Consider the following 23,420-nt stretch of genomic DNA (forward strand, 5'->3'; position numbering starts at 1 on the left):
GATAAGCATGGATAAATTATCGATAAGAGACCTTTCTCTTGAAGGGAAAAAGGTACTAGTTCGTGTAGATTTTAATGTTCCTATTAAAGATGGAAAGATTTTAGATGATGTGCGTATTCGTAGCGCAATGCCTACGATCCATTATCTTTTGAAACAAGATGCAGCAGTCATTTTGGTGAGCCATTTAGGACGCCCAAAGGGAGGCGTATTTGAAGAGGCATATTCATTAGCTCCTATTGTTCCTGTGCTAGAGGGGTATTTAGGGCATCATGTGCCTCTTTCTCCAGATTGTATAGGAGAAGTCGCGCGACAGGCGGTCGCGCAACTTTCTCCTGGTAGAGTTCTTCTTTTAGAGAATGTACGTTTCCATAAGGGGGAAGAACATCCTGACGAGGATCCTAGTTTTGCTATTGAGCTTGCTGCTTATGCAGATTTTTATGTGAATGATGCTTTCGGGACATCTCATCGTAAGCATGCTTCTGTATATCGGGTGCCACAACTATTCCCTGACCGGGCAGCCGCAGGCTTCCTTATGGAAAAAGAATTAGAATTTTTGGGCCAGCATCTATTAGTTGAGCCTAAACGTCCTTTCACTGCTATTTTAGGAGGCGCGAAAATGTCTTCGAAAATAGGAGTAATCGAGGCGCTACTTTCGTGCGTGGATCATCTCGTATTAGCTGGGGGTATGGGGTACACCTTTTTAAGGGCTATAAATCGCCAGGTAGGGAATTCATTAGTGGAAGAATCTGGGATCCCTTTAGCGAAAAAAGTATTAGAGAAAGCTCAAGCTCTGGGGGTGAAGATCCATCTTCCAGTGGATGCGAAGGTCGCTAAACAGTGTGACTCTGGAGAGGATTGGAGGGAGCTGTCTATACAGGAAGGAATCCCTGAAGGATTAGCAGGTTTTGATATTGGGGCACAGACAATAGAACTATTTTCTAAGGTGATTCAGGAGTCGGCAACGATATTTTGGAATGGTCCTGTCGGGGTATACGAAGTCCCTCCTTTTGATCAAGGATCGAAGGCAATAGCACAATGTCTCGCGAGCCATTCTTCTGCTGTGACTGTGGTTGGGGGAGGCGATGCGGCTGCTGTAGTAGCTCTTGCAGGGTGTGCTTCACAGATCTCCCACGTATCTACAGGGGGAGGCGCTTCCTTAGAATTCTTAGAAAAAAGTAGTCTTCCTGGTACGGAAATACTATCTCCAGCTCAAAGCTAAATATCTGCGTATGCATTCTTTGTTAATGAAAAGCCCTGTTTATCAGGGCTTTTTTTTTGTTTAAAAGGAGGTCTGAATTCGAGATTTAGAATGATTAAGATCTTTTGCAAAAAAGGTAACTCTTAACCCCATTGTTTTTAATTAATTAGAAACTAATTTTCGTTTGTTTAAAACAAGACAATTGTTTTTCTTAAAAGAAGTTTTTAAAATTTAATAAAAATAGTTGGAATTAAAAGTTGTTGCTTTGGAGGAGGATTTATGAGTATTCGACCTACTAATGGGAGTGGAAATGGATACTCGTCTATTAATCCTTCTAACGATAATCAAGACGGTCTTGTGCAATCGACCTCTGGGCCTAATTACGGAGGCCATACGGTATCTTCTCGAGGAGGATTTCAAGGGATATGCGCACGAATAGCCGATTTATTCCGTAACTGTTTCTCTCGTAATAGAGGCACTACTACTACGCCATCTCGACCTGTTATCACTCAGGCAGATATTCATCATCCGACTATTTCTGGACAAGGAGCTCAACCTATTGTCTCTACAGGAGATAAGAAATTAGATAGCGCAATTATTCAAGCAGATTTGCGTGCGCAGAATAAACAGACTTTGGCTACACATATTCAAAGTAAGCTAGGTTCTATGGAGGGACAATCTCCTCAAGATTATAAAGCTGGTGCGTATAGTGCGCTAGGATTGATGCTGTTTACTCCAGGCGAAACTACTGTGAGTAGCGAGCGGGAACGTCAAGCGTGCGTTACGGGTCGGGATCTCTGGGAACAGGCTGCAGGAGATTTTGCTACCAATGGGAATACAGATGGGCTTATGTTAATGGCTAACCTATCTGTGGGAGGGAAGCATGTGCCTGCAGGGCATTTAAGAGAATACATGGATACTATAAAGGGTACGTTTACTGATGAGAACGAGGCTACAGATCCTACGGTAGATGCCATTTTAGATTTAGCAGCAAAAATCGATGCGACGGAATTCTCTAGTCCTGGTTCAGGGCGAGTCATTCTTAATTATATAGGAAATTGTGGACAAGTCGTTTTAGAAAACGAGGAGATGAACCAGCTTGTTTTAGGAGATCAAAATGGGCAAGATCCTCAACGTGTTCAAGATAACTCAAAAGAGTTACAAAAACTGTTAGAAAATGCTCGAAAAATAGATCCTGAGTTATATTTCCAAACACTAACTGTCATAACTTCTTCTGTTTTCTTAGACTAAAGAGAAGGTATACGGTGTTCGGTCCTTTCAACTATTAAGAGGAAGTAGTAGTGAGTAGCATAAGCCCTATAGGGGGGAATTCTGGGCCAGAGGGATTTTCTAGTGCATCTCGAGGCGATGAGATTGATGATGTACCAGATAGTGAAGAGGGAGAGCTAGAAGAGCGCGTTTCGGATCATGCAGAGTCTATCATTACCGAGAGCTCGGAAACGCTGTTTCGTACTACTTCTTCATCAGGGGTCAGTGAAGATCTTCAGCAACACGTTAGCTTGGAGGAATCTCCACGACAACGAGGTTTCCTTGGACGGATCCGTGATGCAGTAGTTTCTATTTGGAAGCGTCGTGTTGCACGAAGGAATGAAAACTATGATGTGAAAAAAGCAGAAGAGCAGCAAGGGATTGTGCAATATCTGCAGGATTCGAAAATGCCTGCTTTAACGCGTGCCTATCGCCATCTCCGTGCTTTCAATTCTGCATGCTTACGTACGATTCGTGAGTTTTTCGCTACCATTTTTCGTGCTTTAAGGGATGCGTATTATCGACATTGTACACGTTCTGGGATCAACTTTTGTGGAGCTGATAAAGACTCTTTAGAAGTTCTTGTTGCGGTGGGTTTGCTTTTGCGTATGGCTACCTTACGCTCTTTTGAACATGTCGGTGGGAATTACGAAGATCGATTAGTAAATAATGATGCTCCGGTGACAGGTGCGGGGAGAACTCTTGTTGATGATGCTGTAGACGATATTGAATCGATTTTAAATACGAGAACCAACTGGCCTCAACATGTCATGATAGGGTTTTCTCGTGGTCTCGTTCAATTATGTGCGACTCCTTATAATGCGACTTCTCAAGAATGTTTCAAGTCGATTGTTCGTTTAGAAAAAGAAGACCCTTCTTCAGACTATTCTCAAGCTTTATTATTAGCAGGGATAATAGATCGCTTGGCGGAGAAAGCCCCTATGGCTGCAAAGTATGTTTTGGATGCATTGCGTGTTCGAGTTTCGGAGCTCATAGGAGAACTCATTATTCTCGATTTGCTTCCTCCTGTATGGAAGGTTGGCCGCGGAGGCGTATTCCCTCCTGTGAATGAGCAGCTCGTTGTGCAAATTGTTAATGCAAACGTAGAACGATTGCATTCCACTTTCGCTCATGAGCCACAAGCTTATTTGCGTATGATCGAAGGTTTGGTAACCAATTTCTTTTTCTTACCTAGCGAGGAAGATCCTTCTTCGGTTGGGAATATCTAAGAACATTTTCTAATAGGGAAGAGGATAAATAGCGTGAAATAATACTGATTATGTGAAGAATAGGCAAAAAGACCTAAATCCTTATATGCTATTAGATTCTCGTTTCCCTACAGATTATTATTTACGTATCCTAGAATTAGTCATCCGGGATGCTTCTTGTAAATTGGTATATAACCGACGCCTGCATATGTTGGAGGCGATCCCTCTTGATCAAAAACTTTCTACTGATCAAGAGGGGGAATCAATTATTTTACGAGAAGTGATTAGCGAGCTACTTGCGCATTCTGGGGAAAGTTATGCGATTTCAGCTCAATTACTTGCCGTAATCGATATTTATTTAAAACAAGAGCAACCGTCGAATTCATGGTTCGCTCGAATCTTTCGGAAGAGAGAGCGGGCTAGAAAACGACAAACAATTAATAAGTTGCTTTTGTTAAAAAGTATCCTATTTTTTGAACGCCAACGGCCTGTTAAGAAGGTCGAATCAGTTGCCGATTCTATTTTACAGAGATCAAAAGGAAATTTTTCGTCTTGGGACGATTTTACACATGATGTGCAGACTCAAAAATCTGGTAGGGAAACAGACATGCCAGATTCATTGCGAGGACGAGTGGAAGAAGATGCTGCTTCACAAATGATCGTAGAGGTTCTGCTAGCCTTTTTAGATAATCAAGATATGTACCTCTCTGTAAGTTTCGAAATTCTTCGAAATTTTTTAGAAGAGAAGGTGTTGTCGAAAAGGAGCTTGTCTCCGCGTAGTCACGAGGCAATTAAGAAGATAAAAGATTTGTATTTAGTCAGCCCTGAGGATTTCCAAACGTTTATCGGAGGCGTGATTACCGAATCACTCTTTCAAGAGGAAGATCAACTCGTTGTAGGATGTATGATTTTCTCTCAGGAAGGGAGAGAACTTTTTGATTCTTGGAAAGGGATATCACAGACATACCCACATGATATGCTCTATACGCAAGCATTTTTAGCAGAAGTTGTGTTGCACGTGGTGCAACACCACATTCATTTAAATGCAAAGGTTAAACCTACTTCCCCAGAGCAGGTAGGCAGTCTGTACAGCATTCGAGACCATAGTCCTCAAGCTTGGGCAAGGATGATGCGAGTGTTATTAATGCGCTGGTTGCTCGATTATCATTTTGATGTGTATGCGCACCTAAAAGAAGAAATTCTACGGTGCCCGCCACGACCGCCTTTTTGGCAAATGATTCCCTCGGAATCAGGAGATGGAACTTTCCGTAAGGAAGCTCGTTAGTCTGTCTGTAAGAAAGAGCAGATAGGACACACATCGATGTTGTGGTGGAGCGCTGGACAATACGCTCTTGCATAGTAGATGAGTTGTAAATGCAATTTCGGAGAGTGCTTTGGTCCAAAGAACTGTACTAAATCTTTTTCTACAGCTGAAGGACTCCGTTTCGTAGAAAGTTGCCAACGATGTGCTAAGCGAAGGATATGTGTATCTACAGGGAAGGTATTTTCTCCGTAATAAATGCTTAAAAAAACAGAAGCTGTTTTTCTGCCTACTCCTGGAAGAGCTGTTAATTCTGGAAGGGTGTGAGGAGGTTCTTGATGATAACGATCCACAAGAATATGTGATAGAGCATGAATATACGCAGCTTTGCGTTCTCCTAATCCACAAGGAGCAATGAGTGAATAGATTTCAGAAGGAGCCAGCATACTCATAGATTGTGCATCTGGTGCTTTAGCAAAGAGAGAGGGAGTGACAGAGTTCACAGCTTTGTCTGTCGAATTTCCAGATAAAAGGATAGCAATGAGGAGTTGAAAGGGAGTTTGCCATCCTGTTAACGAAGGCGCAGGATTAGGGAAAAGACGGTTTAAGGTAGAGATAATAAATGCACGCTTAGCTTGTACATTTAGTGACTTCATAAGAGGTTATTTTCCTATACAAAACTTGCTGAAAATTTCTCCTAAGACATTCTCAGTGACTTCGGATCCAGATAAATTGCCTATAGAATGCAAAGCTTGTCGGAGATCCAAAGCGATACATTCATTAGGAAGATGTTCTGTAAATCCATTCAACGCAGCTGTTAGGCATGTATAAACGGAATGAAGCAAGCTGTGATGGCGCGCAGAGACTAAAAAGATCTTAGAAGATTTTCCTAACTGCGTAGTATTGAGCCATTTTTGCAAAGCTTGTTTTAATTCCAGCAATCCTTCTCCAGTTTTAGCAGATACAGAAATTTGCTGGAAAGGAACCTCTATTTGAGGAGGAGATACGATATCACACTTATTCCAAAGTAAAATGGTCGGCTTTTGATACAAAATAGTAGGGAATTCTGGAAGTGGCTGCGACGCATCCACAACCCAGAGAATTCCTTCTGCTTGACTCATGGCTTCTCGGGCACGAGCAATCCCTTCTTTCTCAACTAAATTTTCTGTTTCTCTTAGACCCGCAGAATCAATGAGACGAAGATTTTTCCCTTGCAAGACCCAGTTTTCTTCTAAAATATCACGAGTTGTCCCTGGAATATCAGTGACAATCGCTCGGTTTTTTTGAGTGAGCGCATTTAGGATGGATGATTTTCCTGCATTTGGAAGCCCTGCTAAAACAATACTCGTTCCTTGAGCCAGACGTTGTCCTTCATCAAAACTAGAAAGAAGCTCGTCTGTGATAGATAGAGCTTCCATAATTCGATGTTTAGGGAGCGAATCTTCAGTTTCTATATCTTCTTCAGGGAAGTCTGCTAAGACTTCTATATAAGCAAGAGCTTCTATAATTAAAGAGGAGATAGAGGAGATCGCTTGAGAAGTATGCCCTTGGAATTGATTTTGAGCTATACGAAAAGCATCGATATTATCAGCAGCGATTAACTGTTGTATGGCTTCCGCTTGAATAAGATCGATTTTCCCATTCAAAAATGCACGTTGCGAAAATTCACCAGGAAGTGCTGCACGAGCTCCCTCCGCTAATAGAGTGTTTACAATTTGGGAGCAAGCAAAGTAACCTCCATGGCATTGAAATTCTACGATGTCCTCTCCCGTGAAAGATCGCGGGGCGCGCATCACTAAGACCAACGCTTGATCAATATAGACAGCATTATGGGATACGGTGCCTAGGTGGGCTGTATGTGATGCGTAACCCGCAATGTTGCCAGAAAAAATACGATCAGAAATAGAAATAGCATCCGGTCCGGAGACGCGAACAATAGCAATACTTCCTTCTCCTGGAGGAGTTGCAATAGCTGTGATCGTATCATTTCGAAGCATGGGTAGCAGCCTTTAGGCTAAATAAAGTGCTGAAAAGGAAATGATTATACTTTTGGATGATCTTTCTAAGCAAGAAGGGCTAATCGAAGAAAGGCGGATTGTTCATATAAAAATTTTTAAATAAAGAAGCTTTTTTTAGGAGTTCGGTATCCTGAAAGGGTTTGTGTTTTTGAGAAAGAGAAACTTCTTTATAGTTCTTTATGCTTTGTGTGTAAAAGGCTTCTATAGGAAGAGCAAATCAGCCGCTTGCAGAGCAGGAGATAAGCATGGCAGCGCGGGAAATGTTATATGTTAATCGCGAAACAGGGAAGGTGGAACAGGAACGTATCATCTGTTCTTCTCTGGTAAAGTTTTTTATTGAAACGAGAATAGGGAGAGCTCTGTACTCTGTTTTATGTAAGAATAGCCTGTTTTCCCGTATCGTAGGCTGGTGTCAAAGACTGCGAGTGACGCGATATTTTATTAAACCTTTCGTTACAAAATATCGTATTTGCATAGAAGAGAGTGCTTCTCCTCTGCACGACTACGCGTCATTTAATGATTTTTTTGTACGAAAACTCAAACCAGATGCTCGACCTATCTGCCAGGGAGAGGATATCTGTGTGACTCCTGCTGATGGTGCCTATCTTGTTTTCCCTTCCATGGCAGATCTATCCTTGTTTACCATTAAAAATAAGCCGTTTTCTTTAGAAAGTTTTTTAGGGGATCCGCAATTGGCTCACCAATATGCGCAAGGGAGTATGGCAATCGCTCGATTAGCTCCTTTTGATTACCATCGCTTCCACTTTCCTATAGCGGGTATTGCTGAGGCACCGCGCCGTATCAACGGCCATCTTTTTTCTATTCATCCTCTTATGCTTAAGCGGAATTTCGAAGTGTTTACGGAGAATAAACGCGAAATTACCATAATTACGTCAAAAGAGTTTGGTGAGGTTGCCTACGTGGAAGTAGGGGCGTTAAATGTGGGTTCTATCCACCAAACGTTTTCTCCCGGTAGTTATGTGAAAAAAGGTGCCGAAAAAGGTTTTTTTGCTTTTGGAGGATCGACTGTTGTTCTATTATTTCAGCCCCAACGGATTATCTTTGATGCAGATCTAGTTGGTTATTCTGCTCAGGGTTTAGAAACCCGGTGTCGAATGGGACAATCGTTAGGAAAACGTTTCTCTTCATAAAAATAAAGACTTAAAACGTTTTTTTTGGTATTGCAAGAGAGAGAAAACTCAGAAGTTGTGCATTATGTGGCTAATCGTAGCATCGACACTCTTGGTTTGCTTAGCGATGGCTTTAGTCTTTAAAGCTTATAGGCATGTTATCAGCTTCCGCAGCTACGTGAATCAAGTGATACGGGATGTGCGCTTGAGCGTAGATTTAAAAGAGTGGGCGGTCGCAGAAATGCGCTTGGCCCCGATCCTGAAAAAACGTCAATATCGACGTAAATATTTATTCGAATATATCCGTATTCTTCGAGAGCTCGAACGTTTTGAAGAAGCTGAAAAGCTTTTGGGAGAAGCTAAGAAATTGAAATTAGCAGGTGCCTATTTTTTCTTAGAGGTTGCACATAAGGCTTTCCGGCATGGCGCCTATAAAGAGGCTGCACATGCTTTTTCTCTTCTTTCCGCTGAGCTTATGGGCGAGCGAGAGGTCGCTCGCTACACCATTTCTCTGGTATATCTTGGAGAAGTAGATGCTGCTTGTCGGATCATTGAACCATGGATTGGTCCACTTGCTCACCAAGAAGTCTTTATTAGCGTAGGACATATCTATTTTGCGACGAAGCGCTATGCAGATGCTATCGATTTCTATCGACGCGCACGGTCCCTAGGATCTTGCCCTATCGATGTTTTGTACAACTTAGCACATTCTTTGCGTATTTGCGGGCAGTATGTCGATGCTGGGATACTCTTTAGAGAGCTTTTAGGGGATCCGGTTTATAAAGACGAAGCGATGTTTAATATCGGCTTATGTGAGCAAAAATTAGGGAATTCGAAAAAGGCTCTGCTGATCTATCAAAATAGTGAGTTATGGGTTCGCGGAGATGCTTTGATGATGCGGTATGCAGCTCTTGCGGCGGCGGATCAGCAAGATTATCAGCTCGCAGAGCACTGCTGGACATTAGCTTTCCGTTGTCAAAGTTATGCTGATGATTGGAATTGCTGTGTTCATTATGGTTTAGCATTATGCCATTTAAAGAAATATGCCGAGGCTGAGAAGGTATATTTAAGAGTGATTCAAAAGACTCCGGATTGTTTGGTTGCTTGTAAAGCACTGGCTTGGCTCGCAGGAGTCGGACATGCGACGATGATTTCTGCTCGAGAAGGAATAGCTTATGCTAAGCGAGCGCTGCAGATCAAACGATCTCCGGAAGTACTCGAGTTATTGAGTGCTTGTGAAGCTCGAGAAGGTAATTTTGATGTTGCTTATGATATTCAGGCTATTTTAGCCGAGCGAGATACGACGGCGAAGGAACGTGAGCGACGGTCACAGATTTTGAAGAATTTACGACAGAAACTTCCTATAGACCAACAGCATATAGTAGAGGTTTCTTTACTGCTAGCTGCCTAGCCTTTTTCTCTCTTGTAAGTAAGCCCAATATAAGATCTTAGCCCTCGTATTGCTCGAGTGCTTTTTGTTTTCTTTTTCTCTAGGAAAGTCTAGAATGTGCCTGAATGCACGGATTTCTTTTCTCTCGAGTAGCCTTTCCCTGAGAGAGTTTGTGCGTAAAAAGATAATTATCAAAAAGAAATAGAAAAGAACCATCCTTGTTGTATAGGCGCCTTTAAATAAGAGGGTAGGTTCGTTTCAAGAGCATGTATTGAACATATGATGGATTTCCTTAAGCGTTTTTTCGGATCCTCCCAAGAGAGAATATTAAAACGATTCCAGAAGTTGGTTGAAGAGGTTAATGCTTGCGATGAGAAATTCTCGTCCCTGTCTGACGACGAGCTTCGCAAAAAGACCCCTCAATTGAAGCAAAGATATCAAGACGGGGAGTCATTAGATAAACTTCTTCCAGAGGCTTATGGAGTTGTTAAGAACGTATGCCGGCGTTTGGCAGGAACTCCGGTGGAGGTATCTGGGTATCATCAGCAGTGGGATATGGTTCCCTACGATGTGCAGATTCTGGGTGCTATCGCTATGCATAAAGGCTTTATCACCGAGATGCAAACCGGGGAAGGAAAGACATTAACTGCAGTGATGCCGCTGTATTTAAATGCTTTAACAGGAAAGCCTGTTCATCTCGTTACGGTGAATGATTATTTAGCTCAACGAGATTGTGAGTGGGTAGGTTCTGTGTTGCGTTGGTTAGGATTGACGACCGGGGTTTTAGTCTCTGGGAGCCCACCAGAGAAGCGTAAAGCTATTTATCAGTGTGATGTCGTATACGGAACAGCTTCGGAATTTGGGTTCGATTATCTTCGGGATAATTCGATCGCCACAAGAAAAGAAGAGCAAGTAGGTCGCGGTTTTTACTTCGCTATTATTGACGAGATAGATTCGGTGTTGATTGATGAGGCTCGAACTCCACTCATTATCTCCGGGCCAGGAGAAAAACATAATCCCGTGTATTTTGAATTAAAAGATCGCGTAGCGGAATTAGTGTATTTCCAAAGGGAAATGTGCAACCACATTGCTATTGAAGCTAGAAAGGTCTTGGATCCTTTTTTAGGAACCGATGTGCTTCCTAAGGATAAAAAGGTTATGGAGGCAATCTCCGAAGCTTGTCGAGCCTTATGGTTAGTTAGCAAAGGAATGCCGCTCAACAGAGTGTTGCGTCGTGTACGAGAGCATCCAGATCTTCGTGCTATGATCGATAAATGGGATGTGTTCTATCATGCCGAACAAAATAAAGAGCAATGTCTAGAGAAGCTCTCTTCTCTATATATTGTAGTCGATGAACACAATAATGATTTTGAGTTAACAGACAAAGGAATGTTGCAGTGGATTGAGAAGATCGGTGGTGCTGCAGAAGACTTTGTGATGATGGATATGGGGCATGAATATGCTCTGATTGAAGAAGATGCAACGCTTTCACCAGCAGATAAGTTAAATCGTAAGATAGCTGTTTCCGAGAAGGATACGCAAAGAAAAGCCCGAGCTCATGGGCTACGGCAGCTGTTAAGAGCACACTTATTGATGGAGAAAGACATCGATTATATTGTGCGCGATGATCAGATCGTGATCATCGATGAACATACAGGACGCCCGCAATCAGGACGTCGTTTTTCAGAAGGATTACATCAAGCGATTGAAGCGAAGGAACATGTAACGATCCGTAAAGAGTCGCAGACCTTCGCGACGGTTACCTTGCAGAACTTTTTCAGATTATATGAAAAATTAGCAGGGATGACAGGAACCGCAATCACCGAATCTCGAGAGTTTAAGGAAATTTATAGTCTCTATGTGCTGCAAGTCCCTACATTTAAGCCTTGCTTGCGTATAGATCATAATGATGCCTTTTATATGACAGAGCGTGAGAAGTATCAGGCTATTGTTGCTGAGATCATTTCTGCGCATCGTTCCGGAAAGCCGATTCTGATCGGGACAGAATCGGTGGAGGTGTCTGAGAAACTTTCTCGTATTTTGCGGCAAAATCGTATTAATCATACTGTACTCAATGCTAAAAACCATGCGCAAGAAGCGGAAATTATCGCAGGAGCTGGAAAGGTTGGCGCGGTTACGGTGGCTACGAATATGGCTGGTAGAGGGACAGACATCAAGCTGGATGAAGAGGCTGTGGCTGCTGGAGGACTGTATGTTATCGGTACGTCACGACATCAATCTCGACGTATTGACAGACAGCTGCGTGGTCGTTGTGCACGTTTAGGAGATCCTGGTGCTGCGAAATTCTTCCTTTCTTTTGAAGATAGATTGATGAGGCTTTTTGCCTCTCCAAAACTCAATACATTGATTCGCCATTTCCGTCCTCCAGAAGGTGAGGCGATGTCGGATCCTATGTTTGATCGATTGATTGAAACAGCGCAAAAGCGTGTTGAAGGACGTAACTATACCATACGTAAGCATACCTTAGAGTATGATGACGTCATGAATAAACAACGACAAACCATTTACGCTTTCCGTAATGATGTACTTCATGCTGAAGACTTGTTTGTTGTTGCTAAAGAGCAAATAGAACATGTTGCTTTAGCCTTAGCCTTTCTGATTTTAAAAGATGCGCATGCGGATCATTGCTCTTTGCCTAAGATAGAAGAGTGGTTGAGTTATTCGTTCCCTGTGAAGCTAGATGATCAGGAAATCCGTCGACTCGGTGATGTAGATGCGGTAGCAGACTACATAGGGGATTTATTAATAGAAGCCTTCGATGTTAAGTTCTCTGCGATGCTTGCTGAGTTTACAGAGATTATTGGGTCAGCAGCGAATGCTCAGGGGATATGTAACGACATTCTTCGTTCGGTGATTATTTCTCATATCGATGAGGAATGGAAAGTGCATCTTGTAGATATGGACTTATTACGTTCTGAAGTAGGACTGCGTTCCGTTGGGCAAAAAGATCCTTTAATCGAATTTAAGAATGAATCCTTCCTGCTGTTTGAAGGGCTGATTCGCGATATTCGCATTGCTATAGTGAAACACTTATTCGCTTTAGAATTATCATTAACACGTAGCGATAGACCAGATAATGCTATCCCAACAGTAGCCACGGCTTTCCATAATCATGACAATTTTCGCCCTATGGAGTTGACAATTGTCGGTGAGGAAGAAGAGTCGTAAGAGGCTTGTCAAACTAGGCAATCTCCTTAATTGGAGATTGCCTTTTCTATTTAGAGAGTTCGTTAGGATTCGAAAAGAGCTAGGGTGTATTGGTTATATGAAAGTAGACCATTTAGACCAGGATTCCCCGTCATGGTGACGAATCCAGAAAGAGCGATGATTATCACCTATTAAGAATTGTACACGATGTTCCCCATTCAATGCGGTCATGCAAATGATGATATTGTCTAAGTTGGCATTTTGGGCTGGGAAGTCTTCAGGAGCATGAATCAGCTTTTCCACATTAGTGGTGAGTAGCAAATCTGGCTGAAGAAGTTGATCGCAGTCATATTCGGCTGTAGTGATCTTTTTAGGAGGAATATTAAACCACCCTTCCCAACAACCTTGGTAATAGCCGCGAGTATAGGCATAATTATGATCACTAATATAGAATTGACGAATCGCACCATTTAATATGGACTTCCCTAATACAATCAGTAAGTCACCATTTTCTCGATCATCTTCTTCTATATACACCCCTGTATCATGGTAGGCATCTAGAGGTTTTGTCTTATCAGACTCGCAGATGAGATGATCTAGTTCATTATCGGGCTCGAATTCATCATAGGGTTCGTAGTGCATAGGGATTAAAATCTCCAAGAAATAACTAATTTTAGTTTTTATTATTTCTAATAAAAGATTTTTATTTTTTTACAAATTAATTTGATTTTCTTGCTGGTTTTGCTTTGTATTCTAAATCAAATGGAACTCTATATAAATTAAAAGCTGCTTTTAAAGTGTTTTTTAAATACAACTCGTAAGGTTTCGTCAGCAGACTATTGGAATTGATAAACAGCAAGAAAGTAAATGGTGTCGTCGTCTTATGAATCGCATAGTAGATGCGTAAACGTTTGCCATTAATGACCTGCGGATGGTGTCTTTGCATAGCAGAAGCTAATACCTTGTTAACTAAGGAAGTCGAGAGTTTTGTCGTTGCAATAGTATAGACATCATCAATAGCAGAAAAGATTTGTAACAGATTGCGGCGTTGCTTGGCTGAAATACAAAGTATGCGCGCTTGACCTATATAGGGATCCATTTTTCGCAAGTCTTGAACATAATGTTCCATGCGAACACCAAACATTAAGTCCCATTTATTTACGAGAATCACATGAGGTTTTTTATATCTCGCAATCATAGATAGAATCCGCTTATCTTGATAGGAGAGCTGCTGGGTCGCATCGATCACTAATAGGCAAATGTCTGTTCTGGAAATGGCTTTTTCTGTTCGAGAAGAAGACATCCATTCCACAGAGTTTTTAATGCTCTTAGTTTTTCTTAATCCGGCAGTATCTATAAAGACGTATTCTTTATTGTTATGCGTATAGGCAACATCGATGTTGTCTCGTGTAGTCCCTGGAGAATTATCCGTTATACAGCGCTCCTCCTTAAGAAGAGCATTGATAATGGAGGATTTCCCTACATTGGGATGCCCAATCAACGCTACCTTTAACGGGCGGTCTACAGGGGCTGGCGTCGCCGTCTGCGCAACGAGCTCTTCCAGGAAAGAAGCTTCTTCTTGCGATAGGGATTCATTTTCAAAAAGAGTTTCATCAGCAAAGGCATGCAAAGATATAGCAGCCTCTTCAGAGGGGAGCTCGTCTTCTTGTACAGCATCTTGTTCTTCTACAGAAGGTACAGGGATCTGCGCGATCTGACGGATGCGTTCCAAGAGTAAATCAATATGCTTATCATGGCTAGCCGATGTGGCAATCATATCAGAGATTCCCAATCCATAAAATTCATGAATGCGCTGTAAATCCTGCTGGGAATCCGCTTTATTCATAACAAGAATCAAAGGCTTCTTCAACGGCAGGAGACGCTTAGCCAGCTCTTCATCTTGTTTGGTGATACCACATCGGATATCTACTACAAGCAGCAGAACAGAGGCTTCCTCTGCTGCTGCTAAAGCTTGTTGATGAATTTGCTTTTGGAATCGGTCGGTAGACTCTTGGTCTACGCCCCCAGTATCGATAACATGGATAATAGAATCCCAGGCTCGAATTTCTCCATACAAACGATCTCGCGTAGTTCCTTCTTGAGAGTTCACAATCGCTAAAGAGCGTTTACATAAGCGGTTGAAGAGAGAAGACTTCCCTACATTGGGTCTTCCTAAAATAGCAATACGCATAAACAGGCTCTATTAATCCAAAGTTGAATAATTAGGAAGAAATGATAAAGAGTAAAAAATTAAATCTAAAGAACTAAAATAAACTATTTCAGAATGTTTTATCGGAGAAGAAGAGTTATTTCCAAAATCCCTTGCTCTTCAGTAGAGATAAAATTTTTTCTTTGTCCGAGCACTCGTGTTCTATGGATAGCGCTTCAGCTTCTCTGAGTAGTTCCCCTAGTAACCGACCCGGAGTAATTCCCTTCGCGATGAGATCTTGCGCCGAAACAAGAGGAGCTCCTGACTGGATTCTTTCTATGAATGCTGCAAGACGTGTTTTTAGGTCATGTATACGAGCAATAAATAGTTCTTGCTCGTCTGGTGAGCGCTGCATCGACAGGAAGAGCGAAAGCAGCAAAGAGGAGGTCTCTGAAGCAAAAAAATGTGCCCAGAAAAACTTGTCATTTTGTTTGGATAAAAATTGAGGAAGAGCTGCGTACCAGTCTTCCAATAGTTTAAGCTCTTTGTTGGATACGCGTAAGCGAGAGAAGGCTTCTAGAGCTTTTTCCTTGTCTACTTCTCGGAATAAAGGTAGCAACAAAGCGATCTCTGGAATCTGAGAATCATGGATTTTTTGTGCAAAAGCAATTGCAGAGCGTAAAAATCCACTCGAGGATACTTTTAATTCAGGGAATAGGATAGGAAGCACTTTTAATTTGGTAAGTAACTGCAAAGACTCGTAAGGGGCTGTCCGGAGCATTTTTTTGAGCTCTTGCCAAATTCTTTCAGGAGAGACAGAATTTGGTAAGGAAGGCAGCTCCTTAATGATGGCTTGTTCGGTTTGCGGATCTAAAGCAAAGCCTAATGTCGCAGCAAAACGAATGGCTCTTAGGATACGGAGTTTATCCTCTAGGAATCTTTGTTTTGGATGGCCAATGGCCCGAATGATTTTTCTTTCTAAGTCGGCTCTACCTTCCACTAAGTCGAATAGTTTCTCTTCAAAGGGATCATAGTACATGCCATTGATGGTAAAATCCCTACGAATAGCATCGTCTTTCATCGATGCAAAGACAACTCGATTAGGATGTCGACCGTCTTCATAATCTTCATCGCTACGGAAAGTAGCGACTTCAAATAACTGCCCATTCTCCTTTACAGCGATAATGCCGAAAGCCGCGCCAATAGAAAGAGTATCCGGGAAGATTGTAGTGATAATAGTAGGAGAAGCATTAGTTGCTATGTCTACCTCTTCGATGGGGCGTCCTAAGAGCATGTCTCGAACGCTCCCACCAACGAAATACGCTTGATACCCAGCATTGCGTAATTTCCGAACAATCTTTTTTGCAACTTCCAATGTGGACTGGGTCATGCAATTCCTAAAAGTTAAGCAATCGCCTCTGGTGATTTCTGAATAATGACCGGAGGTTTATTTTGTGTGATAGTGTCTTCCTCTATACGGATGGCTTCTACCGTAGGGTCGGAAGGGATCTCGAACATAAGATCTCTGAGAAGATTCTCTAAGATCATTCCTAAGGCTCGGGCTCCGGTTTTGGCTTGTTTAGCTTTTTGGGCTATAGCATAAAGAGCCTCTTTTTCGAAGATTAACTTGACGTTTTCTTCTTCGAATAACTCTGTGTATTGCTTAACAATCGCGTTAGCTGGCTCCGTAAGAATCTCAACAAGCTCATCAAGAGTGAGTTCTTCACAGTTGACAATACAATTAAACCGCCCGATAAATTCTGGAATCATTCCAAAGGCGATCAAGTCTTCTGTTTCTACTTTTGCAAGTAGATGATCGCGATTCGTTACAGCCAGATCGGTTTCTTCGGAGAAGCCTATCGTTGTTCTTCCGAGTCTTTTAGCAATGATTTTATCCAGGTTAACAAAAGCTCCCCCCACAATGAAGAGAATATTCTCCGTATTTACACGAATATACTCTTGGTTAGGATGCTTTCTTCCTCCTTTAGGAGGGATATTCGCAACAGTTCCTTCGATGATTTTCAAAAGGGCTTGTTGGACGCCTTCTCCAGAAACATCTCGAGTAATGGAAACATTAGCAGTTGTGCGACCAATTTTATCGATCTCATCAATGTAAATAATGCCTCGCTCTGCTCGCGCTACATCATAATCTGCTGCTTGCAAAAGCCGTAAAACAATATTTTCTACATCTTCTCCGACATAACCGGCTTCAGTTAAGGTAGTCGCGTCTGCAATTGTAAATGGGACATCTAAAATCTTAGCTAATGTTTTAGCGATTAAAGTTTTCCCAGATCCTGTTGGGCCTAGTAATAATACGTTGGATTTCCCATAACCCACTTGCTTATCCTGCATAAGAGCACGGATACGCTTATAGTGGTTATAGACGGCAACCGAAATCGTTTTTTTCGCGCGCTCTTGTCCAATGACATAAGAGTCGATATGGCGTTTGATTTCTTTAGGGGTTAACACTCTCAGACTTGTTGGAGAGCTTGTGGAAGATGTTGCGATCTCCTGTGTTGCGGGAGCTGGAGTTTTATCCAGGATCCCAGAACACAGCTTAATACAATAGTCGCAAATGTACACGGATGGACCAGCGATTAGCTTCTCAACATCTTTCTCAGATCGTCCACAAAAAGAACAGACCGCAAGATTTTTTTTTGTCATAACAATTCTCTAAGACGCAATACTCTTATCTTTTGTCTCTTTAGCAGAAGAGATCACTTTATCAATTAACCCATAAGCAATTGCTTCTTCTGCTCCCATAAAGAAGTCTCTCTCTGAGTCTTCAATGATTTTTTCTACTGATTGGCCAGTGCATTCTGCAAGAATATTGGACAGGTGTTTTTTCAATGTTAAAATTTCAGCAGCTTGCAGTTGAATGTCTGCAGAGGTCCCAATGATCCCTCCTGAAGGCTGGTGAATCATCATGCGGCTATGGGGTAGGGCATAACGTTTCCCCTTTGTCCCTGCAGATAATAAAAGCGCTCCCATAGAAGCGGCTTGTCCAATGCAGTACGTATTTACATCACAGCCTAGGAAACGAATAGTGTCGTAAATCGCTAACCCTGCTGTGATATATCCCCCTGGAGAGTTGATGAAAATTTGAATATCCTTAGTAGGATCTTCAGACATAAGAAATAGAAGCTGGGCTATGACCGTATTAGCCAAAGGCTCTGTAATTTCTTGCCCAATCATGACTATGCGGTCTTTCAGTAGCCGAGAATAAATATCCATGGCTCGTTCGCCGCGACCCGTGTCTTCAACAACGTATGGTACCAACGTCATATATGTGCTTCCTCTCAAATCATTTGGTTACAGGGGTGCTTACGTTATGGCTACTCTTGACCCTAGAAAAGAAAGATCCCATCTAATTCAAAATACACCTACGCATCAAAATGATGAATTCTATGTTTAAGTGTCTCTTGGGTCAAGCGTTTTCCTGCGATCAAAATTAAGAAGGAACAACCTCTAAATCTTTTTTCTCGGATGAAATTGCTTCAATTGCTTTACGATAAGTCAATCGATCACGAGCAACAAGAACCAACTCTTGGATCATCTCATTAGAAATATCTTTTGGAGGGTAGCCTCCAAAACGTTCTCTGGAGCAAACATCCATCATATATTGGAGTTCTTCTCTAGAAATAGACAAGCCTTTTTCTGAGAATACTTTTTGAGTTAAGAACAGAAGCTTCACAGCCTTCCTTGCATCTGCTTTCGCTTCTTCTAGTAAAGCTTGTTTCTGTTCCTCTAGCTCGGAATCGGAGCAATATTTGACTAAACGAGCGTTTAACAGTTTTTCTCTAGAGAGAAGTTCTTCTCGCTCTTGCAATAAGCTCTCTGGTAAATCAAAATCTATAAGCTGAGCTAAAGCATCCTCTGCATCAGAGAAACGTTTTTGGTGCTGAGCTTCTTTAGCTTGATTTTCTAATTGTATGCGAAGCTTTTTCTTCAGATCTTCCAAAGATTCTGCCTGTAGCTGTCGAGCTTTTTCATCGTCCATTTCCGGAGATGAAATTTCAATCACAGCGTTGACAGTGAAGGTAAGAAGATCTCCGTTTAGGAAGGATTGAATATCTTCAGAACCAATTTCCTCTTCTACACGATGCCCTGTAGACACGTTCAAGAATCTAGCTTTAAAAGAATCTGTCATATCCTCTTCGCTAATTTTGAAATATTTATTTTCAAAAATAGCTACTGGAGTCGAATTCTCATCACCCCTTTTAGAGACATATAGAGATAAGGAGATAAAGTCTCCCTCTTGGGAAGGTCTCGTGACAGGTGTTTTGGTTGCAAAAAAGTAAGCAACATTTTTTAACCCATTCTCTAAATCTTCTTCAGAGATCTCTTTGACAGGTTCAGGATCAGGTAAGCTTAACTGCTCCCATGGTAGAGAAGGAATGACAGGGAATGCTTCGTACAGGAAAGAAACAGAGCCTCCGTTTACCGGGTTGCAAGTATCAATTGCCGAGGAGCGCACAGCTTTTGGAGATAAAGGTTTTCTATCACACATTTGTGAAAGAGCTTCAAAAGAGGCTCTAAGAAACAAACGTCGGAGTTCCTGCTCCACTTGGGTTGAATAGCGAGACTCAACAATATTATCAGGTGCTTTTCCTTTGCGAAATCCTGGTAAAACAACATTTTTTTTGACAGTCTTCAGAGCTTCTTTATGACACTTTTGTGTGACCAAGGGATTAGCTTGGACTTTTGCAGACACAACACAACCAGCATTTTCTTCTATATTTATAGAAAACAAATCATTAGAAAAATCTCGTGAAGACACAGAATACCCATTGGTAAGTTATCCGGGAAAGAGAAGCGGGTGATGAGGCTTGAACTCACGACCTTCACGTTGGCAACGTGGCGCTCTACCACTGAGCTACACCCGCGAGAAGAAGAGCATTCTAGATAATCTGGGGAGTTTTTCGCAATCCTTTGCTTGTAGGTTTTACAAAAAAAACTTTGGAAAAAGGTTTTTTGAGAAGGTGAAGAGGTGGTAAAAAAAGAAAAATTGGACTGCAAACAGCTTTAAAAAGGGGAAAAATAGAGGAAGAAGAGAGGGTCAAAATTTTCATTGATTTAGCGGAAGTAAAAAGGTACAAGTAACAGGTCTGTCAACCCCCTATGTTTTAGAGGAGAAATGCTTAATTTTCGTAAATTAAGAAGAGATTTTACAGCTAACATACTGCAAGATGGAAAAGAGTTATTTGCTCAAGGAGCTGTGGTTAGTGCCAAAATCTTATCTATGAATGGCGAGACGGTGTGTATTAGCGCACAAATTCGTGGTTCGTACGATAACGTTTACGAGTGCGAAATTGAAGTAGATCGAGCGGAATCTGACACCGTGGATTCCAACTGCGATTGTTCTTACAATTACGACTGTCAGCATATCGTTGCCTTGTTATTTTACTTAGAGCAGTACTTCAATGAAATGGTAGTTACCTACTCTAAGGAAGCAGATCTTTCTTCTAATGAGGAGGTGAGTAAGGAATTGCAAGAGACTTTTGTCGTTGCAGCGACTCGAGAGGAGGAACGAAGAGATCGGGAACACCAAAAAGAAATCCTTCGGGAATACAATCATGCTGCTAATGTTTTAAGTGAAAATCCCTTCTTCTTGCCTTTAGAGTATTCTGAGAAAGATAGTGCAGAACTAGCTGTTTTGTTTGTTCCTCAAAAAAATGAAGGGGAAGTCTTCTCTCCTAACCAGCCTATAGAATTTCAGCTTGTTCTGCGTCTTCCTGGGCGTTCTAAACCATTTTACATTTCCAATATCAAAACATTTTTAGAAGGGGTTTTGTATCAAGAGCCCATTGTCTTTAGTGGAAGAAGATTTTTCTTTACGCTCCAGTCTTTTAGTGCTTCGGACAGAAAACTCATCGATTTGCTGATTCGTTATGCGCGTTATGCTACAGGAAGTTCTGAAGAGAAATTATTAAAGTCTGCTTTTCTGACTCCAGCATCTTTGGGGATGATTTTATCCAAAATGTTCGAACATCAAATGGCAGAAAGCGGAGGTTCTCAATTAGGAGAGAGAGAATGTTTTCAGGGGATCTTTTGTGGGAATTTAGAAGAACCTTTGCTTTGGTCAGTTTCTTCCGCTAAGATGAAGTTCCACTTAGATTACTTTGATACGCCATACAAAGCGTTATTAATGAAACCTTTGATTGTTGTGGATGAAGAGGAATTACAGCCTGAGCAAGCAGTTCTTCTGGAATCCAATTATCCTGGGATTATTCATAAGAATGTTTATCACCATTTCTTGCCGCAGATTAAGCGTGCTCATTTAAGAACTTTTGCAGGGTTGCGTGATATAGCTATCCCGGAAGCTCTGTTTGGTTCCTTTTGCGAGAACGCTTTGCCAGTATTCCGAAATTATGCGGAATTGTCCAATGTCGAGGCTTTAAACGTTTTCAGTACATTGCCATATACAGAGGAATTACAAGGCGTTTGCGATATTAGCTATTTGGATGGAGAACTCGAGGCGAGACTCTTTTTCCTTTACGACGGGCAGAAAGTTCCTGCAACTTCTTTCTCTTTGCAGTATCAAGAAGTTCGCACTTTTGTTCGTCCTGATGGGATTTTAGCTCGGAACTTAGTTGAAGAGAGAAAAATTCTAGAAGAGGTATTTTCTGGGTTTGTCTATGACGAGCGCGATGGAGCTTTTCATGTGAAAAGTGAGAAGAAGATTGTCGAATTTATGACAGAGACGATCCCTAATAACCAGCATCGCATCACATTTAATTGTCCAGAAACTCTGTCTGATCAGTTTATTTATGATGAAACTGTCTTTGATCTCACTTTCCGAGCAGGAGAGGATATCAACTACTACGAAGCGGAGTTAAAAGTTCATGGCTTGCTGAAAGGCATCAGTTTAGACTTACTTTGGGATTGTGTCAGTGCGAAGAAGCGCTTCTTAGAGTTGCCTAAAAAGGGCGGTCAATTGAAAAAAGCGCGGCGAGGAAAGGCTTCTGCTTCGAAACTTCCATGCATCCTTGTCCTCGATTTAGAAAAAATCGCACCTGTTATTCAAATTTTCAATGAAATTGGGTTCCAAGTTCTAGATGATTTTGTTGAGAAATGTCCTTTATGGAGTCTATCTGGAATTTCGCCGGAATCTTTCAAAGATCTTCCTGTGAACTTTTCTATGACAGAAGATCTCGCTGAAATACAGAAACAGATTCGTGGAGAAGTAGACTTTGAGTTCCAAGAGGTTCCTTCTCAAATTCAGGCAACGTTAAGAGGCTATCAGAAAGAAGGGGTGCATTGGTTAGAGCGTCTGCGTAAGATGCATCTTAATGGAATTCTTGCAGATGACATGGGATTAGGGAAGACGTTGCAGACCATTATTGCTGTGACACAGAGTCGCTTGGAAAAAGGCGGCGGATGTTCTCTAATCATTTGCCCCACTTCTCTTGTGTACAACTGGAAAGAAGAATTCCGAAAATTTAACCCAGAGTTTAAGACTCTCGTAGTTGATGGTATTCCGTCTCAGCGACGTAAGCAGTTAGCTTCATTAGAAGAGTATGATGTAGCGATTACTTCTTACAATTTATTGCAGAAAGACATCGATATCTACAAAGATTTTCTTTTTGACTACGTTGTTTTAGACGAGGCGCATCACATTAAGAATCGAACTACCCGCAATGCCAAATCGGTAAAAATGATTCGCGCTTGTCATCGTTTGATTCTTACAGGAACTCCGATTGAGAATTCATTGGAAGAGTTGTGGAGTTTATTCGATTTCCTCATGCCAGGTCTCCTTAGCAGCTATGATCGCTTTGTGGGTAAATACATTCGTATCGGCAACTATATGGGGAATAAAGCGGACAATGTGGAAGCTTTAAGAAGAAAGGTTGCGCCTTTTATTCTTCGCAGAATGAAAGAGGATGTTCTAGAAGATCTACCTCCTGTGTCTGAAATTCTTTATCATTGTCATCTCACAGAATCACAGCGAGAACTCTATCAGTCCTATGCGGCTTCGGCGAGACAAGAATTATCTCGCTTAGTGAAACAAGAAGGTTTCGAGAGAATTCACATTCATGTGTTGGCTACGCTTACCCGATTAAAACAGATTTGTTGTCATCCTGCAATTTTTGCGAAGGATACTCCAGAGCCAGGGGATTCAGCAAAATATGACATGTTGATGGATCTGTTGAGCTCATTAGTGGATTCTGGCCATAAGACAGTTGTCTTTAGTCAGTACACCAAGATGTTAGGTATTATTAGACAAGATTTGGAAGCTAAGGGTATTCCTTTCGTATATCTTGATGGTTCCACCAAGAACAGATTAGAGATTGTTCAACAGTTCAATGAAGATCCAGGTCTTCTTGTTTTCTTAGTTTCTTTAAAAGCTGGAGGAACAGGATTAAACTTGGTTGGAGCTGATACTGTGATTCATTACGATATGTGGTGGAATCCTGCTGTGGAGAATCAAGCTACCGATCGGGTGCATCGTATTGGCCAGAGTCGTTCGGTCTCTTCCTATAAACTAGTTACATTGAATACAATCGAAGAAAAAATCCTGAGTTTGCAGAACCGGAAAAAGGGTCTTGTAAAGAAAGTGATCGATTCTGATGATGAAGTCGTTTCTAAGTTAACTTGGGAAGAAGTGCTCGAACTTCTACAGATATAA

At 41.6% G+C, this 23,420-nt stretch carries 16 protein-coding genes and 1 tRNA gene; 8 read left to right on the top strand and 9 right to left on the bottom strand.

Annotation, left to right across the window (positions count from 1 at the left end; all coding sequences use genetic code 11):
* The first annotated feature begins 7 nt into the window (after positions 1-7).
* The 4 genes from CTA_RS03765 (at position 8) to CTA_RS03780 (ending at position 4,960) form a co-directional block, all read left to right on the top strand.
* A complete protein-coding gene (locus CTA_RS03765) occupies positions 8-1,219 on the top strand; it encodes a phosphoglycerate kinase (protein ID WP_011324833.1) in 1,212 nt (403 codons plus the stop codon).
* A 258-nt stretch (positions 1,220-1,477) separates the two neighbouring features.
* Positions 1,478-2,449 (top strand): type III secretion system effector TmeA, encoded by a 972-nt coding sequence (gene tmeA, locus CTA_RS03770; protein WP_011324834.1) that lies wholly within the window; start codon positions 1,478-1,480, stop codon positions 2,447-2,449.
* Between the two features lie 50 nt (positions 2,450-2,499).
* Positions 2,500-3,696 carry a type III secretion system effector TmeB gene (locus tag CTA_RS03775; RefSeq protein ID WP_011324835.1) on the top strand — a complete coding sequence of 399 codons (1,197 nt, stop codon included), beginning with the start codon at positions 2,500-2,502 and terminating at the stop codon, positions 3,694-3,696.
* A gap of 85 nt (positions 3,697-3,781) precedes the next feature.
* The gene (locus tag CTA_RS03780) at positions 3,782-4,960 is read left to right on the top strand and encodes a hypothetical protein (protein ID WP_011324836.1); all 1,179 of its coding nucleotides are present in this window, start codon (positions 3,782-3,784) and stop codon (positions 4,958-4,960) included.
* Here the strand turns inward: CTA_RS03780 and nth are convergent.
* Together nth and mnmE are read right to left on the bottom strand one after the other, a co-directional pair.
* Positions 4,957-5,592 carry an endonuclease III domain-containing protein gene (gene nth / locus CTA_RS03785; protein WP_009872072.1) on the bottom strand — a complete coding sequence of 212 codons (636 nt, stop codon included), beginning with the start codon at positions 5,590-5,592 and terminating at the stop codon, positions 4,957-4,959. The two genes, CTA_RS03780 and nth, sit on opposite strands and share 4 nt — an antisense overlap.
* Positions 5,593-5,598: 6 nt before the next feature.
* Positions 5,599-6,933 carry a tRNA uridine-5-carboxymethylaminomethyl(34) synthesis GTPase MnmE gene (gene mnmE, locus CTA_RS03790; RefSeq protein ID WP_011324837.1) on the bottom strand — a complete coding sequence of 445 codons (1,335 nt, stop codon included), beginning with the start codon at positions 6,931-6,933 and terminating at the stop codon, positions 5,599-5,601.
* 266 nt (positions 6,934-7,199) lie between these two features.
* Between mnmE and CTA_RS03795 the strand changes: the two genes are divergently transcribed.
* The 3 genes from CTA_RS03795 to secA all read left to right on the top strand — a co-directional run bounded on the left by CTA_RS03795 (position 7,200) and on the right by secA (position 12,663).
* Positions 7,200-8,105 carry a phosphatidylserine decarboxylase gene (locus CTA_RS03795; protein ID WP_009873305.1) on the top strand — a complete coding sequence of 302 codons (906 nt, stop codon included), beginning with the start codon at positions 7,200-7,202 and terminating at the stop codon, positions 8,103-8,105.
* A gap of 64 nt (positions 8,106-8,169) precedes the next feature.
* A complete protein-coding gene (locus CTA_RS03800) occupies positions 8,170-9,495 on the top strand; it encodes a hypothetical protein (protein ID WP_011324838.1) in 1,326 nt (441 codons plus the stop codon).
* Between the two features lie 258 nt (positions 9,496-9,753).
* Positions 9,754-12,663 carry a preprotein translocase subunit SecA gene (secA, locus tag CTA_RS03805; RefSeq protein ID WP_011324839.1) on the top strand — a complete coding sequence of 970 codons (2,910 nt, stop codon included), beginning with the start codon at positions 9,754-9,756 and terminating at the stop codon, positions 12,661-12,663.
* 93 nt (positions 12,664-12,756) lie between these two features.
* Here the strand turns inward: secA and CTA_RS03810 are convergent, their stop codons facing one another.
* The 7 genes from CTA_RS03810 to CTA_RS03840 form a co-directional block, all read right to left on the bottom strand.
* Entirely contained in the window at positions 12,757-13,284 is a 528-nt protein-coding gene (locus CTA_RS03810; protein ID WP_009872077.1) for a hypothetical protein, read from the bottom strand.
* A gap of 76 nt (positions 13,285-13,360) precedes the next feature.
* On the bottom strand, positions 13,361-14,833 hold the full coding sequence (gene der / locus CTA_RS03815) for a ribosome biogenesis GTPase Der (protein WP_011324840.1): 1,473 nt from the start codon (positions 14,831-14,833) through the stop codon (positions 13,361-13,363).
* Positions 14,834-14,948: 115 nt separating this feature from the next.
* Positions 14,949-16,181: a CCA tRNA nucleotidyltransferase gene (locus CTA_RS03820; RefSeq protein ID WP_011324841.1), complete on the bottom strand. Its 1,233-nt coding sequence runs from the start codon at positions 16,179-16,181 to the stop codon at positions 14,949-14,951.
* 14 nt (positions 16,182-16,195) lie between these two features.
* Positions 16,196-17,455 carry an ATP-dependent Clp protease ATP-binding subunit ClpX gene (clpX, locus tag CTA_RS03825; RefSeq protein ID WP_011324842.1) on the bottom strand — a complete coding sequence of 420 codons (1,260 nt, stop codon included), beginning with the start codon at positions 17,453-17,455 and terminating at the stop codon, positions 16,196-16,198.
* Between the two features lie 9 nt (positions 17,456-17,464).
* Complete coding sequence (locus CTA_RS03830; protein WP_009872081.1) at positions 17,465-18,076, bottom strand: ATP-dependent Clp protease proteolytic subunit; 612 nt, start codon at positions 18,074-18,076, stop codon at positions 17,465-17,467.
* Between the two features lie 166 nt (positions 18,077-18,242).
* A complete protein-coding gene (gene tig / locus CTA_RS03835; RefSeq protein ID WP_009872082.1) occupies positions 18,243-19,571 on the bottom strand; it encodes a trigger factor in 1,329 nt (442 codons plus the stop codon).
* A 34-nt stretch (positions 19,572-19,605) separates the two neighbouring features.
* Positions 19,606-19,677, bottom strand: a tRNA-Gly gene (locus CTA_RS03840).
* A gap of 251 nt (positions 19,678-19,928) precedes the next feature.
* Here CTA_RS03840 and CTA_RS03850 point away from each other — a divergent pair.
* Complete coding sequence (locus CTA_RS03850; protein WP_011324843.1) at positions 19,929-23,420, top strand: DEAD/DEAH box helicase; 3,492 nt, start codon at positions 19,929-19,931, stop codon at positions 23,418-23,420.

The sequence above is a fragment of the Chlamydia trachomatis A/HAR-13 genome (assembly GCF_000012125.1).
Classification (GTDB): Bacteria; Chlamydiota; Chlamydiia; order Chlamydiales; family Chlamydiaceae; genus Chlamydia; species Chlamydia trachomatis.